At 49.2% G+C, this 13,374-nt stretch carries 15 protein-coding genes; 11 read left to right on the top strand and 4 right to left on the bottom strand.

What is annotated here, in order from left to right:
• Positions 1–165: 165 nt before the first annotated feature.
• A complete protein-coding gene (locus PGS25_RS01080) occupies positions 166–1,257 on the top strand; it encodes an S-layer homology domain-containing protein (protein WP_270417382.1) in 1,092 nt (363 codons plus the stop codon).
• A gap of 434 nt (positions 1,258–1,691) precedes the next feature.
• Here PGS25_RS01080 and cysK read toward each other — a convergent pair whose 3' ends face one another.
• From cysK to PGS25_RS01060, 4 genes are all read right to left on the bottom strand, one after another.
• Positions 1,692–2,624 (bottom strand): cysteine synthase A, encoded by a 933-nt coding sequence (gene cysK / locus PGS25_RS01075; protein WP_110436951.1) that lies wholly within the window; start codon positions 2,622–2,624, stop codon positions 1,692–1,694.
• Between the two features lie 249 nt (positions 2,625–2,873).
• Positions 2,874–3,545 carry a uracil-DNA glycosylase gene (ung, locus tag PGS25_RS01070; protein ID WP_270417381.1) on the bottom strand — a complete coding sequence of 224 codons (672 nt, stop codon included), beginning with the start codon at positions 3,543–3,545 and terminating at the stop codon, positions 2,874–2,876.
• Between the two features lie 1,099 nt (positions 3,546–4,644).
• Positions 4,645–6,216: a hypothetical protein gene (locus PGS25_RS01065; protein ID WP_117492392.1), complete on the bottom strand. Its 1,572-nt coding sequence runs from the start codon at positions 6,214–6,216 to the stop codon at positions 4,645–4,647.
• Positions 6,217–6,350: 134 nt separating this feature from the next.
• Positions 6,351–6,665: a DUF2584 family protein gene (locus tag PGS25_RS01060; protein ID WP_117492390.1), complete on the bottom strand. Its 315-nt coding sequence runs from the start codon at positions 6,663–6,665 to the stop codon at positions 6,351–6,353.
• Positions 6,666–6,950: 285 nt separating this feature from the next.
• Between PGS25_RS01060 and PGS25_RS01055 the strand changes: the two genes are divergently transcribed.
• From PGS25_RS01055 to PGS25_RS01015, 10 genes are all read left to right on the top strand, one after another.
• A complete protein-coding gene (locus tag PGS25_RS01055; protein WP_158557260.1) occupies positions 6,951–7,106 on the top strand; it encodes a hypothetical protein in 156 nt (51 codons plus the stop codon).
• Complete coding sequence (locus PGS25_RS01050) at positions 7,093–8,160, top strand: DNA cytosine methyltransferase (RefSeq protein ID WP_117492388.1); 1,068 nt, start codon at positions 7,093–7,095, stop codon at positions 8,158–8,160. Before PGS25_RS01055 ends, PGS25_RS01050 begins: the two co-directional genes overlap by 14 nt.
• 28 nt (positions 8,161–8,188) lie before the next feature.
• The gene (locus tag PGS25_RS01045) at positions 8,189–8,512 is read left to right on the top strand and encodes a YdcP family protein (protein ID WP_117492386.1); all 324 of its coding nucleotides are present in this window, start codon (positions 8,189–8,191) and stop codon (positions 8,510–8,512) included.
• Between the two features lie 23 nt (positions 8,513–8,535).
• Positions 8,536–8,943, top strand: coding sequence for a YdcP family protein (locus PGS25_RS01040; RefSeq protein WP_117492384.1), 408 nt, complete (start codon positions 8,536–8,538; stop codon positions 8,941–8,943).
• Positions 8,944–8,948: 5 nt separating this feature from the next.
• Complete coding sequence (locus PGS25_RS01035; protein ID WP_117492382.1) at positions 8,949–10,349, top strand: FtsK/SpoIIIE domain-containing protein; 1,401 nt, start codon at positions 8,949–8,951, stop codon at positions 10,347–10,349.
• On the top strand, positions 10,346–10,768 hold the full coding sequence (locus PGS25_RS01030) for a hypothetical protein (RefSeq protein WP_117492380.1): 423 nt from the start codon (positions 10,346–10,348) through the stop codon (positions 10,766–10,768). Before PGS25_RS01035 ends, PGS25_RS01030 begins: the two co-directional genes overlap by 4 nt.
• 256 nt (positions 10,769–11,024) lie before the next feature.
• Positions 11,025–12,215 (top strand): XRE family transcriptional regulator, encoded by a 1,191-nt coding sequence (locus PGS25_RS01025; protein ID WP_117492378.1) that lies wholly within the window; start codon positions 11,025–11,027, stop codon positions 12,213–12,215.
• Between the two features lie 48 nt (positions 12,216–12,263).
• The gene (locus PGS25_RS01020) at positions 12,264–12,485 is read left to right on the top strand and encodes a hypothetical protein (RefSeq protein WP_110436175.1); all 222 of its coding nucleotides are present in this window, start codon (positions 12,264–12,266) and stop codon (positions 12,483–12,485) included.
• Positions 12,486–12,528: 43 nt separating this feature from the next.
• The gene (locus PGS25_RS15695) at positions 12,529–12,702 is read left to right on the top strand and encodes a helix-turn-helix domain-containing protein (protein ID WP_382737162.1); all 174 of its coding nucleotides are present in this window, start codon (positions 12,529–12,531) and stop codon (positions 12,700–12,702) included.
• A 70-nt stretch (positions 12,703–12,772) separates the two neighbouring features.
• Positions 12,773–13,267 (top strand): antirestriction protein ArdA, encoded by a 495-nt coding sequence (locus PGS25_RS01015; RefSeq protein ID WP_442861144.1) that lies wholly within the window; start codon positions 12,773–12,775, stop codon positions 13,265–13,267.
• Positions 13,268–13,374: the final 107 nt, after the last annotated feature.

Here is a 13,374-nt window from a genome sequence, read left to right as displayed (position 1 = left end):
TCGCGCTTTTCTTGTATAAAAAGGTTAAAATTACAGAATGGTTACAACAAATTTAGTCATATTTTAACTTGTCAAGTGGGGAACGGTGTGCTATAATTTTGAAGCAAGTTTACATAGGTGGGGAATATACCCTATCTATCATAACCACTGGGCAAGGAGAATATTATGAAAAGAACGCGAAAGCTGGTAACCGTCGCGGTGCTGGCGGTTGTGGTGGTCGTAAGCGCGATCACGGCAGCCTATGCACTGAGCGCGAACACCACGGAGACGTATGCGTATCTTCCTGAACACTCGGTTTACTTTTATGATACAGCAGGAGAATACGCGTGGGCTTCCCGCGAGGTTGATACGCTTGCCGTTGCAGGCGTAATCAAGGGCAGCGGAACCCATCTGTTTTATCCGGGGAACGCCATTACCCGAGCGGACTTCATCGTTATGCTCGACCGCGCCTATGGCATGAGTGAAGCGCTCGACAACGGTCAGGTCAATTCAAACGGCTCATTTGTCGATGTGCCGAGCAGCGCCTATTACAGCAAGGCGGTTATCGCGGCGAAAGCCTTCGGCATAGCGGCGGGCACCAAGACCGGTGCGTTTCAGCCGCAGCAGAGCATGACCCGTCAGGACGCAATGGTGTTCCTCAAACGCACGATTGACCGCACGGCGCTCAAACTGGGAACCGGTTCGGTGAGCAGCTTCTCGGATGCGAGCAGGATTTCCAATTACGCGAAGCCTTCGGTCAGCGTACTGGTCGGTGCTAAGGTGATCGGCGGCTCGAAAGGGAAAATCAATCCGCTTTCCAAGGTAACGCGTGCGGAGATGGCGGTGATGCTCTATCGGGCAACGCATTTGACTGTGCAGGGCAGCGGCGCGGTGTATCAGGGCCGCGGCGATCTGGTCAATCTGTGTATCGGCACGCAGAATTACTGCGATGTTGTGATCGAGAACTATGATCCTTCGGTTACGTATACCGGTCTGATGGAGTATACGGATTTCCGACGAGTCGGCGGCGTTAGCTATGTTTCGCTGAGCGGCAAACGCGCAATCGACCGCACGGTAACGTACACGAACGGCGTGTTCATCTTTGCAGACGGTGAGGGTACAGTGAGCATCCCGGCGGCTGCAGATTGCGTAGCTATCGACGTCAGCCAGCCGTACCATCAGCTGAATGCGCCGACAAGCACCGGCAGTACCTACCGATATTGCTATCCCTCCATCGAGGACGGTGCGGTTACTGCGATTTATTATTCCAAGGTATAACGCAACCACCCTGCGAAAGCAGGGTGGTTTGAGGCTGTCGAAAAACTCCGTTTTTCGAGCAGCCTCTCGATTGAAACCACGCTTTCAATCGAATCTTGACGAAAAGCCGCGCCCCACGGGCACAATTTTTCGTCCCTTGTATAATTCCCGAGGTACACGCCCCCGGGAATTATGAATTTGCTGTGCAAATTCTATTTTATGCGTGCTGCCGCACGAAAGGTAAAAACGATAGATTGACTTTATCGACAGACTGAAACCACCCTGCTTTCACAGGGTGGTTTTTCGTTGTTAAATTCGTGGGCAGAAACTGGAGAAACGTTACGTTCATTCTCCATTTCAATTAAAAAGACACCTCCGCTATGCAGAGGTGTCTTTTTTATACATTTGGAGATGAATGGATTTTTGGAGAGAATTGCAGGATTTGAGAATTAAAATTACTCAGAAACCAGCGGGGTGGACAGGTAACGGTCGCCGGTATCAGGCAGCAGAGCTACGATAACCTTGCCGGCGTTCTCCGGACGCTTGGACAGCTCAACAGCAGCCCACAGAGCAGCACCGGAGGAAATACCTACGAACAGACCCTCGCTGTGAGCGAACTGGCGAGAGGTTTCAAATGCGTCCTCGTTTGCTACACGAATAACTTCGTCGTAAACCTTGGTGTCGAGTACATCCGGAACGAAGCCGGCGCCGATACCCTGAATCTTATGCGGGCCGCCCTTGCCGGTGGACAGTACCGGGGAGGTATCCGGCTCAACAGCTACTACCTTGACATTCGGGTCCTGATCCTTCAGGTACTTGCCGGTGCCGGTTACGGTGCCGCCGGTGCCTACGCCTGCAACGAAGATGTCAACCTTGTGACCGGACTGCTCCCAGATCTCGGGACCGGTGGTTGCGTAGTGTGCAGCCGGGTTTGCCGGGTTTACGAACTGACCGGGGATGAAGCTGTTCGGGGTCTCCTTAGCCAGCTCGTTTGCCTTTGCAATCGCACCGGACATGCCCTTCGTGCCTTCGGTCAGAACCAGCTCAGCGCCGTATGCCTTCAGCATGTTGCGGCGTTCAACGCTCATGGTTTCCGGCATGGTGAGGATGATGCGGTAGCCGCGGGAAGCTGCAACTGCTGCCAGACCGATACCGGTGTTGCCGGAGGTCGGCTCGATAATGGTTGCGCCCGGCTTGAGCGCACCGGACTTCTCAGCCTCGTTGATCATGGCGTTTGCGATACGATCCTTAACGGAACCGGCCGGATTAAAGTACTCCAGCTTTGCGAGAACCTGTGCATTAGCGCCAGCTTTAGCTGCAAACTTTTCAGCCGCGTACAGCGGGGTGTTGCCGATCAGGTCGGAGAAGCTCTTTTTAATATCAGACATGGGATAAACCGCCTTTCAAAATTAAGAAAAATTAGAATGTGATGTTAGTAAGGAATGATGGGAAAACTCAGTCGATGCAACATCGACACATTCGCCGGATCGTCATTGAGAGCACGCTCCTAAATTCACTTTATTCATATGTGTTTTGTATGAATTAAATATACAACCGAAACTCCTGTTTGTCAATAGGGATTTTGAAAAAAGTCAAAAAAACTTCCGCACCCGGAAAATGGTGCGGAAGCTCACGATTTAATGATTGAGATCCCAGTCGATGGGGTCGATGCCGTGCGCTTCGAGAAACGCATTGCATTTGGAGAAGTGCTTGCAGCCGAAAAAGCCATTGTACGCCGACAGAGGAGAGGGATGCACGCTTTCGAGCACAAGGTGCTGCGGTGCGGTGATGAGTTTCTTTTTGCTGCGGGCATTGCCGCCCCAGAGCAGAAAGACGATCGGCTGCTCATGCTCGTTCAGCTTTTCGATTATATGGTCGGTGAAGGTCGTCCAGCCGAGGTTTTTATGGCTGTTCGCCTGCCCGCGGCGCACGGTCAGAGTCGTGTTCAGCATGAGCACACCGCGCTCCGCCCACTTGGTGAGTGTGCCGTCCTTGGGAGGCGCAATGCCAAGATCACTCTGCAGCTCCTTGAAGATGTTCTGCAGGCTCGGAGGCGGCTGAACACCCGGCTGAACCGAAAAGCAAAGTCCGTGCGCCTGTCCGGGACCGTGATATGGGTCCTGCCCGAGGATAACGGCCTTGACCTTGGAATACGGCGTGTACCGCAGAGCGTTAAAGATGTTCTCTGCCGCCGGATAGATGGTCTGCTCGGCGTATTCCTTTTTCAGCCAGTAGCGAATGCGCTTGTAATAATCCTGCTCAAACTCACCGGCAAGGATCTCGTCCCAATCATTGCCAAGATGTACCATGCGATCACTCCAAAATTGTTTTCATACCTTTAGTATAGCATAGGGAAGGGGGTGTGTCAAAATTGAGAATGGATAGGGAGCGTCCTATCGCGCAGACAGTTCGTCCTATCCGGGCTGCACCGGTCGCAGGCACAGGTTTTCCGGTGTGCCCGAACTGCGAAGGTGGTTCGCCATTTCCGGGCGAGTATTCCGCCGCTGCGGCGGTGAGGAACGTGCGGCGTCCGCCGCGGGGACAAAAAGGAAGGGACACCCATGGTTTCCCTTCCTCTTTGAACTCCTACCTTTCCTTTGTTTGATAGTACGGCGGTAATGGTAGAGAAGAGACCGCTCCGAAAAGGAGTACGGCAGTCGGGTTACCGTTCCGTAGGGGCGCGCATTGCGCGTCCATTCCTCTACCTATTCGCAGCGCCAGATACCGTACTGCTACACAGGCGGCTTACTCCACGCAGGCGCGGCATACCCGTGCCGCGCAAATTTTTTGCCTGTGCAGATTATCCAAATCCTACGGATATAGGCGATATGCACCCGTAATCGTGTTGCGCGGCACTGTTATGCCGCGCCTGCGTAGACCCAAATTGGATGTAGCAGTACGGTATCCGACACTACGAATAGGCGGATACAACGCGGAACGAAAAATCCTCTGCCGTACTCTTTTTTTCGCAGCGGTCTCCTCTCTACCGTTACCGCCGTGCCCTCTAAGGGAAAAGGGGAGATTCACAAGAGGGTGGAAAACCGCAGTTTTTCAAAAGCAGTTTCCCTTCAATTATACGAAAAGTTCAAAGGTAGAACAAAAGTATAGCATTTCCCCTTTAAAATGCTTACAGTCTGTAATTTTGAAATCAGAAGTTTCAATAATGCAGTGTAAAGGATCTACGAAAAGCACCGTTTCAGGCCGTTTCAAAATTATAGTAGCCGAAATCTCTGGTGTCATTTGTGGTGTCAAAATCCAGGTGGCAGCAGCAGCTAACATGAAATGACACTATTTTAACGAAATTGATGTCATTTTTTAGATGATCTCGTCCGTATATCTAAGATGGGGATGGGCGAGTTTGCATTAAAATAAAGATTTAAGGCTCTAGTCTCCCTGTGTAAAAATTGATTAAATTTCCAAAATATGCAAAAACTGTTTGATAAAATCCACTGCATCTTTTAACAAGGGCCACAGCTTTGGTGCGTTGACGGATATCGAGCAAATTTGTGAAACCTTTGATAGCATATCAGAGAATCGTGATTTTTTCTTGTCCGTTTTACTTTCATGTGCCAATTCTCTTAAATCGACTTCTACTTTAGATAGTAGTTCCAGAACCTCTTTTTCCTTAACTACGTTGCTACGTTTTGCCGAATTAAATCCATATTGCACTTTTTCAAAAAGCGCCTCTAACTCATCGTTTTCGCCTTCAAAATATCCATCAAATTCACCGGCAACGACTTTTTCTTTTATTTGATTTACATCTTGCTGAATAGACTGCGGATTTAATGTCGAATCGGATTCTGTATAAAATAAAATATTATTTTGGTTTGCCATTGATATTCCTTCATTATTTTGAATATTTCCAACATTCCCGTTGATAACTATTCCCATATTAGATTCCTCCGTGATTATCCCTTCACGATACCATAATAATCTTCTCAATTCATCACAAGTTGTTGAATCGCTATAATCTTTCAATATTTTGGTGATTTCCCCGCTTTCTTTTTCATGATCAATTAGAATTTGAATAAATAGTATCACCAAGGGTAACTGTTTATCATCGTTCTCATCTAATTCTAAAAATGCACTTGCTATTGGATATAACATTTCCCCTAATGGATAATGTGCACTACAAATGCCTCTTAATATACCCATTTGCACAACTTGAGGGTAAATCAGAAAGTCTTCAAGAATATTTATAATATGATCCACATTTTCTTGAATATAATTTTCATCTTTAAATAATCCTGTATAGTACCATGCTAGACTTTTAGATGGTAATTTTTTTGCATCATATGGATTGATTTCAATTACTTTTACATTGACTTTTTCTAAAGTAGAAAAGGCCCATAAAGCATATCTTTGAATGCTGGTATCTTGCAACAAAGAATTCATCACGTTAGCGTTGATCAAATTCGAATAATCTCTCTTTTTTTGTCGATTATAATTACAGCCAAAAACTTTGGTTAACCACATTTTAGACAGAAAATCTTCCCCATCAACAATATGATTGATTTCTTGAGCGTTAAGCATATTTGAATTTGAAGAAAACAAGGTAGAGCATAAAGTATATGTTTGCTGTGATATTTTTGTATCTGGACATTTTTTATATAACTCGTGAAGCATATCCGAGTTATAAGATCTTGACACAATCGCCAATATCCAACTAATATTTTCTGCATCTTTTTCGAATCCAGATTTCAAGTTATGAATGCAACGATTTACCAATGCACGATTTTGTTTGTAAACAATGAGGTGATATGCCCATTTCCTGATTTTATAATCATCGTTCTGAACAACATCATATAGTACTGCACATAAATCTTTTGAACAGACATTATTCATACGTTGACCATATTCTAACTTAGTAATAAGATTCTGTAATGCAATTTTTATCAGTTGATTGTTGTTAGATACCAGATTTTTTCGTATTGAATCATATTCGGCCTTAGTGATATAAAATCCTCGCATTCCTAGCATAATGACCTCCATCATCATATCTAAAAATACGACACCCCGATCTTCAATTTTATGGAATTTATATCATAGCTCAATGATATACCATAAAAACTTAGATTAGGGTGCCACAGATATAATAATTATGGTGATATGAATCAAGGATTTATTTCTTTCTCACGTTTTTTGAAATCTAAATATCTTTCATAGTAATGAGTGGCTACTGCACTCTTCATATCAAAAGACTCAGTTTTATTGAAATAAATCCTTGTTTCTTTTTCATTAATAACAGTTTTTAAAACTTTTATCATGCCGATGCAACCCTGTTCTTTAACGATTAATGGAATTTGGAAACCTATTGGATAAATGCGTTTTTCACTCTTTATTGTATAGAATAGGTTTTCTTGCTCTTCAAGTATTTTATTTTCATTAGCGACAACCATAAACCAATTAAACTCAATAATCATACCCATGTAGCAAATCTCCTTTGAAATATCTTTTGATGTTAGAAATTATGTTAAAATTCTGTATTCTGCTTTTTCTAATAAAAGGATATCTTAGATTGCCTTTTTTGTCAAGGTGAATCATGTGTGACAAAAATATTATGTAGAAAGAATAAGTTTATGAACAACCGAACAATCCACCGAACCGCCCTGTCCGGGCGGTTATTTTTATGCCCTGAGATCGTCACTCACCATGCCCGCCCGCCGCCGGGATCTGTGCAGGCCATCAACCAACCATCAAAAGGAGGACAGCTTATGTACTATCACACCTGCCCCTACTGCGGGGCGAATTTGGACCCGGACGAACGCTGTGACTGCTTCTCCCGCATCCGTGGGAAATCCCCAAAGTGGAACAGCATGGACGGCGTGCGGGCGCGGGGGCGCAAGAGGTCCGGCCGTGTCCGCACTTAAACTCGGCAGTCTCTTTGACGGCATCGGCGTGTTCCCTCTCGCCGCGTCCCGCTGTGGCATTGTCCCCGTGTGGGCCAGCGAGATCGCCAGAGCGCCGGTATCCATCACCAAGCGGCATTTCCCTGAAATGCTGCATCTGGGCGATATTACGCAGATAGACGGCGGCAAAATACCGCCCGTGGATGTGGTCACGTTCGGCTCGCCGTGCCAAAATCTGTCGCAGATCGGCAACCGTACCGGTCTGGCAGGCAGTAAATCCGGCCTGTTCTATCAGGCCATGCGTATTATTGAGGAAATGAGGAATGCAACAGATAACCGGTATCCAGCTTTCGCTGTCTGGGAGAACGTCGCGGGAGCTTTTGTGTCAAATGACCGGCTGGATTTTGCAGCCGTGCTCCACGCATTCACAGGTACCGAGATTCCAATGCCTGATAGTGGTATCTGGGCGCACGCCGGAATGGTGCGAGGGGGACGGGCTGATACCGCTTGGCGGCTCATGGACGCCCAGTATTGGGGAGAACCCGCTCTTTCGCAGCGTAGGCGGCGGGTGTTCGTCGTGGCGGATTTTGCAGGAGAACGTGCCGCAGAAGTATTATTTAAGCCCCGCAGTATGCTCCCGTATCCTGCGCCTTGCGGCGAAAGCAGGCTGCCCGCCGCCCGCGGAGATCGAATACCTGCTGCTCAAGCAGGGCGGCAGGTACCCGTCGTGCGTCCCTTCCAGCTCCGGCGGATGCGGTCAATGGCAAAGCAGGGCGATCAAAAAGGTTTCCGCACGTGTTTCGGCAGAAACGGCGAACCCTTCCCAACTTTGCTTGCCAGTGTAGGTCAGCCCTTCGCATTCTGGTATGAGGGAAAAGAGCAGGACGGTTTTATCCGTGACCTTACGCCCTTGGAATGTGAACGGCTCATGGGCCTGCCCGAGGGCTGGACGGCATACGGCTGCAAGGATGAACCCATCAGCAACCATGCCCGCTGCTTTGCGCTCGGCAACGCGATCGCCCTGCCCTGCGCGGAGTATATCATGGCGGGTATCGCAGAAGTAATGACAGAATAAACCATAACAGCAGTTTGGAGGTAACATTATGAATTTACTGTTTGTAGTCCCGGACAAGGAAAAAGACCTTGGCAATCTGGAATTTGGCGGGCCGGAACAGGCCAGCCGTGAAGATAAAAAGCGTGTCGGGCGGCAGGAAGTTGTTGTCCAGCGGCGGTACAAGCTGTTTTCGGATGTACAGCGTGCGGACGATATCGAAGTCGTGATCCCGGCGCAGGCGGGCGAAAAACATTTTGACTATATGGAGCCGGTGCAGCTTGTCAACCCGTGGGTGACGGCGGAAGGTTACGCGATCAACGGGAATGGTTATATAGATTTTATTATCCACGCGGATGATATCATCAAGGCGTAAGGAAGAAAGGACGGGTATTGTTTATGGCAAGATTCGGAAATGGATTTACAGGGAGACATGTCCCTACGCTGGGTGAGCTGCGCTTTTCTTCCATGCGCCGTGAGGTCTATGTGCAGAATGAGGACGGTACGCGGTCGGATGTGGTAAAAGAACGTACCTACGATCTGAAAAGCAAAACGCAGGGCCGCATGATCCAGGTGAGTATCCCGGCCAGCGTCCCGGTCCGGGACTATCCGTATAATGCGGTGGTAGACCTCGTGGGCGCGAAATTCGGCGCTGTGGCGCACGCGACGTTCGGCGACAACGCAGATGTAGACTGGTATATCAAGGCGGAGGATATCGTATTGGTCAAGCCCGAACCGGCTTCTGCGCCGAACAGCGGGCAGCCCGCCCAGCCGCGCAAGGACAACCCGCCGGAGAAGAAAGCGTAAGTGATATGAAGCTTTTCCGGTATCGCGGCAAGCGTATCCGTCCGGCAGATAGGGATTTGGTGTTCCGGTCTGCCTGTTGTGTGGTGCTTCCGGTGTTCCTTGCGGCTTTCGCTTTACTCAACTTGAAAACCATCCTGCAAACAGACTGGCGCAGGCTGTTCATGCTGGGCGTCGGCGGCTTTGGTTGGCATATGCCGTATCTGCTGCTCAGTAGTATTGTGTCGGCGGCGGTTGCTGGGACAGTGCTTGTCCTGCTGTACCGTCTATTCCCGGATGTCGTGCGGCAGCTCATGCACCGTCAAAAGCTGGCGCGCATGGTGCTCGAAAATCAGTGGTACGAGCAGGCCGAACGGACAAAGCAGGACGGCTTTTTCAAGGATTTACCCAGTCCGGATACAAAAACGAAGATAGCCCGTTTTCCACGGATGTATTACCGCATGGAAAACGGGCTTTTGCATTTTCAAGTGGAAATCACGATGGGGAAATATCAGGAACCGCTGCTTCATCTGGAAACCAAGCTGGAAAGCGGCCTGTACTGCGAGCTGGTCAGCCGCGAGCTGCGGGACGGGTATGTGGAATATACCCTGCTTTATGACATGGTGGCAAACCGTATCCCGATTGCCGAAGCGAAAGCCGAGGGCGGGCGTCTACGGCTGATGAAGAACGTCTGGTGGGAGTATGACACGCTCCCGCACATGCTGATCGCAGGCGGTACGGGCGGCGGCAAGACGTATTTCATCCTGACGATCATCCAGGCGCTTTTACAGACCGATGCTGTGCTGCATATTTTAGACCCGAAAAATGCTGATCTGGCAGACCTGTCTACTGTGATGCCGGAGGTGTATTACCGCAAGGAGGATATTGCTGCCGGTGTCAGCCGGTTTTGCGACAGGATGATGCAGCGAAGCGAAAGCATGAAATCCATGCAGGGCTATAAGACCGGCGAGAACTACGCCTATCTCAGCTTGGAACCGCACTTTTTGATATTCGACGAATACGTCGCGTTCATGGAAATGCTGAACACGCGCGAACGTGAGGACGTATTAAACAAGCTCAAGCAGATTGTCATGCTGGGACGGCAGGTGGGATTCTTCCTGATCCTCGCCTGCCAGCGCCCGGATGCAAAGTATCTCGGTGACGGTATCCGTGACCAGTTTAACTTCCGTGTCGCGCTGGGGCGTATGTCCGAGCTGGGATACAGCATGATGTTCGGTGAAGTGAAGAAAGAGTTTTTCTTCAAGAACGTCAAGGGGTGCGGCTATGCAGATACCGGTAAGGGTGTCATTACCGAGTTTTATACGCCGGTCGTACCCAAAGGGTATGACTTCCTAAGGGAGATCGGCACACTGGCGGCTGGACTAAAGCAAGTGTGTTCAGATAGGGATATAATGGAGGATTTGCAGTGAATGACAAAGTAGAACGCTTCGTTACAACAAAGGATAGGGACGAAAATATTACGGGAATGGTGCTGTTTCCATACAATGAGGACAAGATAGCAACATGGTTTCATGTAAACGAGCTGGATGAATTGCAGTTCGTAGGAGGTTCGGCATCTGATCTCACCGTACCGGAATTTAATCAGGTCATGCGGGAAGCAGACGGACGGATGCAGAAGGTCGAAAGCAGTATTGACGCTGCTGTGCGTTTCCTTGAAGCGAAGATGCGGGATAATCCGGAGCAGAAAAAAGTTTCCGAAATGGTCTGGCTGGGGTTTGAGGATGCGGCAGTGTGGGAGTTCTGTATGCAGGACAGTTACCGTCCAGCGGATGAGCATGTCGAACTTTCCTTTTCCGGCATACTCCTGCAAGTGACATACCATGTATAGCATTTCTGTCTGCACGCCCCGCCCTGCCGCGCGCGGTGTGCAGCGCGAAAGCCGCCAGCGCGGCAAGGGCGGATGGCGGGCGCGGCGAAGCCGCGCCCGCGTGCCTGAACCCCCTGTATCTAACAGGGGGGTACAAATCGCCAATGGCCAGCCGCTTTACAAAGTAGAAACCCTGATGCCGTCTGGATTTTGGGCTTTTAAGGGTTATGTCAAAAACGGGCGTCAATGTCACATGACGCAGAAAGGAGACCATCTCATGGAAAACAACGAATGGATTTGGCATTTCCGTGAAGAACGGGAACGCAACGGTATTTCGCGCAAGGCGGTTGCCGCTGTTGCAGGTATTTCGCGTGAATACCTGTGCCGTCTGGAAACCGGAAAGCTGCCGGTGACAGACAAGACAAGGAAAAGGCTCGCCGCGGCGCTCAAGACCCTGTACCCAGACCCGCTTAACCTGATGATCGACTATGTGCGGGTGCGCTTCCCTACGATGGACGCAAGGCATATTATTGAAGATGTGCTGCGGCTCAAAATGAACTATATGGCGCAGGAAGATCACGGGCTTTATTCCTATTCCAGTATGTATGTGCTGGGCGATATTGCGGTCATGACTTCACCGATGGAGGAAAAAGGTGTGCTGCTTGAGCTTAAAGGCAAGGGCTGCCGCCAATTTGAAGCCTATCTGGATGGACAGAAAAGAAGCTGGATTGAATTGTTCCGGATGTTTCTCGATGAAAAAGCGGTTTTCAAGCGGATAGACCTTGCAATCAATGATCGGGCGGGGATTTTGGATATCCCCTATCTGTGTGATAAATGCGACCGCGGGGAATGTATCTCGGTATTCCGCAGTTTCAAGGCGTACCGCACGGGCGGGCTTGCACATCTGCGGGAGGAAAACAAGGAAAGCATGGGTGCGACGCTGTATATCGGCTCGATGCAGTCTGACTTGTATTTCTGCATTTACGAAAAGGCATATGAACAGCTTGTGAAAAAAGGAATCCCCGTTGAAGATGCGGAAGTCAAAAACCGGTTTGAAATCCGGCTCAAAAACGACCGTGCTTTCTATGCGGTTTATGATCTGGTGTCTAACGAAAGCCCCGAAGATACTGCATTCGGCATCATCAACCGGTATGTCCGGTTCGTGGATAGGGATAGCCGTAAGCCGCCCGAAGATTGGCCGCTGAATCATATGTGGTCGGTGTTTATTGGGGAACATCGTGACCGGCTCAAACTGACGACTGACCCTGAGCCGTACAGCCTTGAAAAAACGCTGAACTGGCTGTCCCATCAGGTCGCGCCGTCGTGGAAGATGCTGCTGGAGTTAGACCGCAAATGCGGGACAAATATCATGGAAGAAATGCTTGCGGCAACCGAGCTGGCAGATAAGCACCGCAAGATCATTGAACAGCAGCTTCAGGAAATCGGGGATGTTGTAATTACAGAATAAAATGCAAGCAAAAGTTTAATTACAAGCGGAATGGAGGAATATTAGCCTATGAATTTCGGCGTCAACCTTTACAACTGGTTTCTTACGAACGCCCAGTCTCTTGTGCTTATGGCGATCGTGGTGATTGGTATTTATCTCGGCTTTAAGCGCGAGTTTTCCAAGCTCATTGGTTTTCTGGTCGTGTCGCTGATCGCGGTCGGCCTTGTATTCAATGCGGCAGGCGTGAAAGACGTTCTGCTCACGCTGTTCAATCAGATCATCGGCGCATAAGGAATGGGGTGTGGATGTGCGCTATCGTCAAAACCGTATCAAGATGCTGCGCAGGGCGCGTGGTATCACAGTAAAACGACTTGCGGTACTGGTAGGCGTATCACAGAGTATGCTTACAAACTATGAAAATGGAAGCAGTATACCGAGAGATCAGGAAGTATGGGACAGGCTCGCAGTGTATTTCGGTGTGTCTGTCCCTTATCTCATGGGCTTTTGAGTTTGATGTAACGGCTGGTTTCAATGTGAGACCGGCCGTTTTTATGCCTGCATGGTGGAGGTGAGAATGGATTATGGAAGAAATGCGGGTATATGTAGCGAACCTCGGCAAATACAACGAGGGCGAGCTTGTCGGCGACTGGTTTGAACCGCCCATAGACTATGACGAAATGGCGGAGCGCATCGGCCTGAACGAATTTTACGAGGAATACGCCATCCACGACTACGAGCTGCCCTTTGAGATAGACGAGTACACGCCTATTGAGGAAGTCAACCGCCTGTGTGAAATGGTGGAGGATTTGCCGGAGTATATCCAGGATAATTTACGTGAACTGCAAGGCTATTTCAGCAGTATTGAGGATTTGTGCGACCATCAGGACGACATTATCTATTACCCCGGCTGCGAAGATATGGCGGATGTAGCGCGTCAAATGGTGGAGGAAGGTTATATCTCCGTACCAGACCACCTGATATACTACTTTGACTATGAAGCGTATGGGCGCGACTTATCTATGGAGGGTACGTTTGTTGAAACGCGGAATGGTGTGTTTGAGATCGCAGTTTAACCGTTTTCTCTTTCGCCCGCCGCTGTGAGAATGGTGTGGGGGTGTGTCCGGCTGTGGGTAACTGCATGGCAGTTATCCATAACCGGGCGCAGGGGGCGAGGAAAGAC

The sequence above is a fragment of the Butyricicoccus sp. AM78-15b2TA genome, assembly GCF_027665985.1.
Taxonomy (GTDB): domain Bacteria; phylum Bacillota; class Clostridia; order Oscillospirales; family Butyricicoccaceae; genus Agathobaculum; species Agathobaculum butyriciproducens.
The sequence above is the reverse complement of the archived record's forward strand: the minus strand, read 5'-3'. Positions and strand labels throughout refer to the sequence as shown.

Coding starts and splice junctions, on each gene's coding strand:
- cysK (WP_110436951.1), bottom strand. CDS start 2,624: ATGTCTGATATTAAAAAGAGCTTCTCCGACCTGATCGGCAACACCCCG.
- PGS25_RS01060 (WP_117492390.1), bottom strand. CDS start 6,665: ATGGGTATGATTATTGAGTTTAATTGGTTTATGGTTGTCGCTAATGAA.
- PGS25_RS15695 (WP_382737162.1), top strand. CDS start 12,529: ATGCTGCGCAGGGCGCGTGGTATCACAGTAAAACGACTTGCGGTACTG.
- ung (WP_270417381.1), bottom strand. CDS start 3,545: ATGGTACATCTTGGCAATGATTGGGACGAGATCCTTGCCGGTGAGTTT.
- PGS25_RS01055 (WP_158557260.1), top strand. CDS start 6,951: ATGTACTATCACACCTGCCCCTACTGCGGGGCGAATTTGGACCCGGAC.
- PGS25_RS01065 (WP_117492392.1), bottom strand. CDS start 6,216: ATGCTAGGAATGCGAGGATTTTATATCACTAAGGCCGAATATGATTCA.
- PGS25_RS01035 (WP_117492382.1), top strand. CDS start 8,949: ATGAAGCTTTTCCGGTATCGCGGCAAGCGTATCCGTCCGGCAGATAGG.
- PGS25_RS01040 (WP_117492384.1), top strand. CDS start 8,536: ATGGCAAGATTCGGAAATGGATTTACAGGGAGACATGTCCCTACGCTG.
- PGS25_RS01025 (WP_117492378.1), top strand. CDS start 11,025: ATGGAAAACAACGAATGGATTTGGCATTTCCGTGAAGAACGGGAACGC.
- PGS25_RS01020 (WP_110436175.1), top strand. CDS start 12,264: ATGAATTTCGGCGTCAACCTTTACAACTGGTTTCTTACGAACGCCCAG.
- PGS25_RS01045 (WP_117492386.1), top strand. CDS start 8,189: ATGAATTTACTGTTTGTAGTCCCGGACAAGGAAAAAGACCTTGGCAAT.
- PGS25_RS01080 (WP_270417382.1), top strand. CDS start 166: ATGAAAAGAACGCGAAAGCTGGTAACCGTCGCGGTGCTGGCGGTTGTG.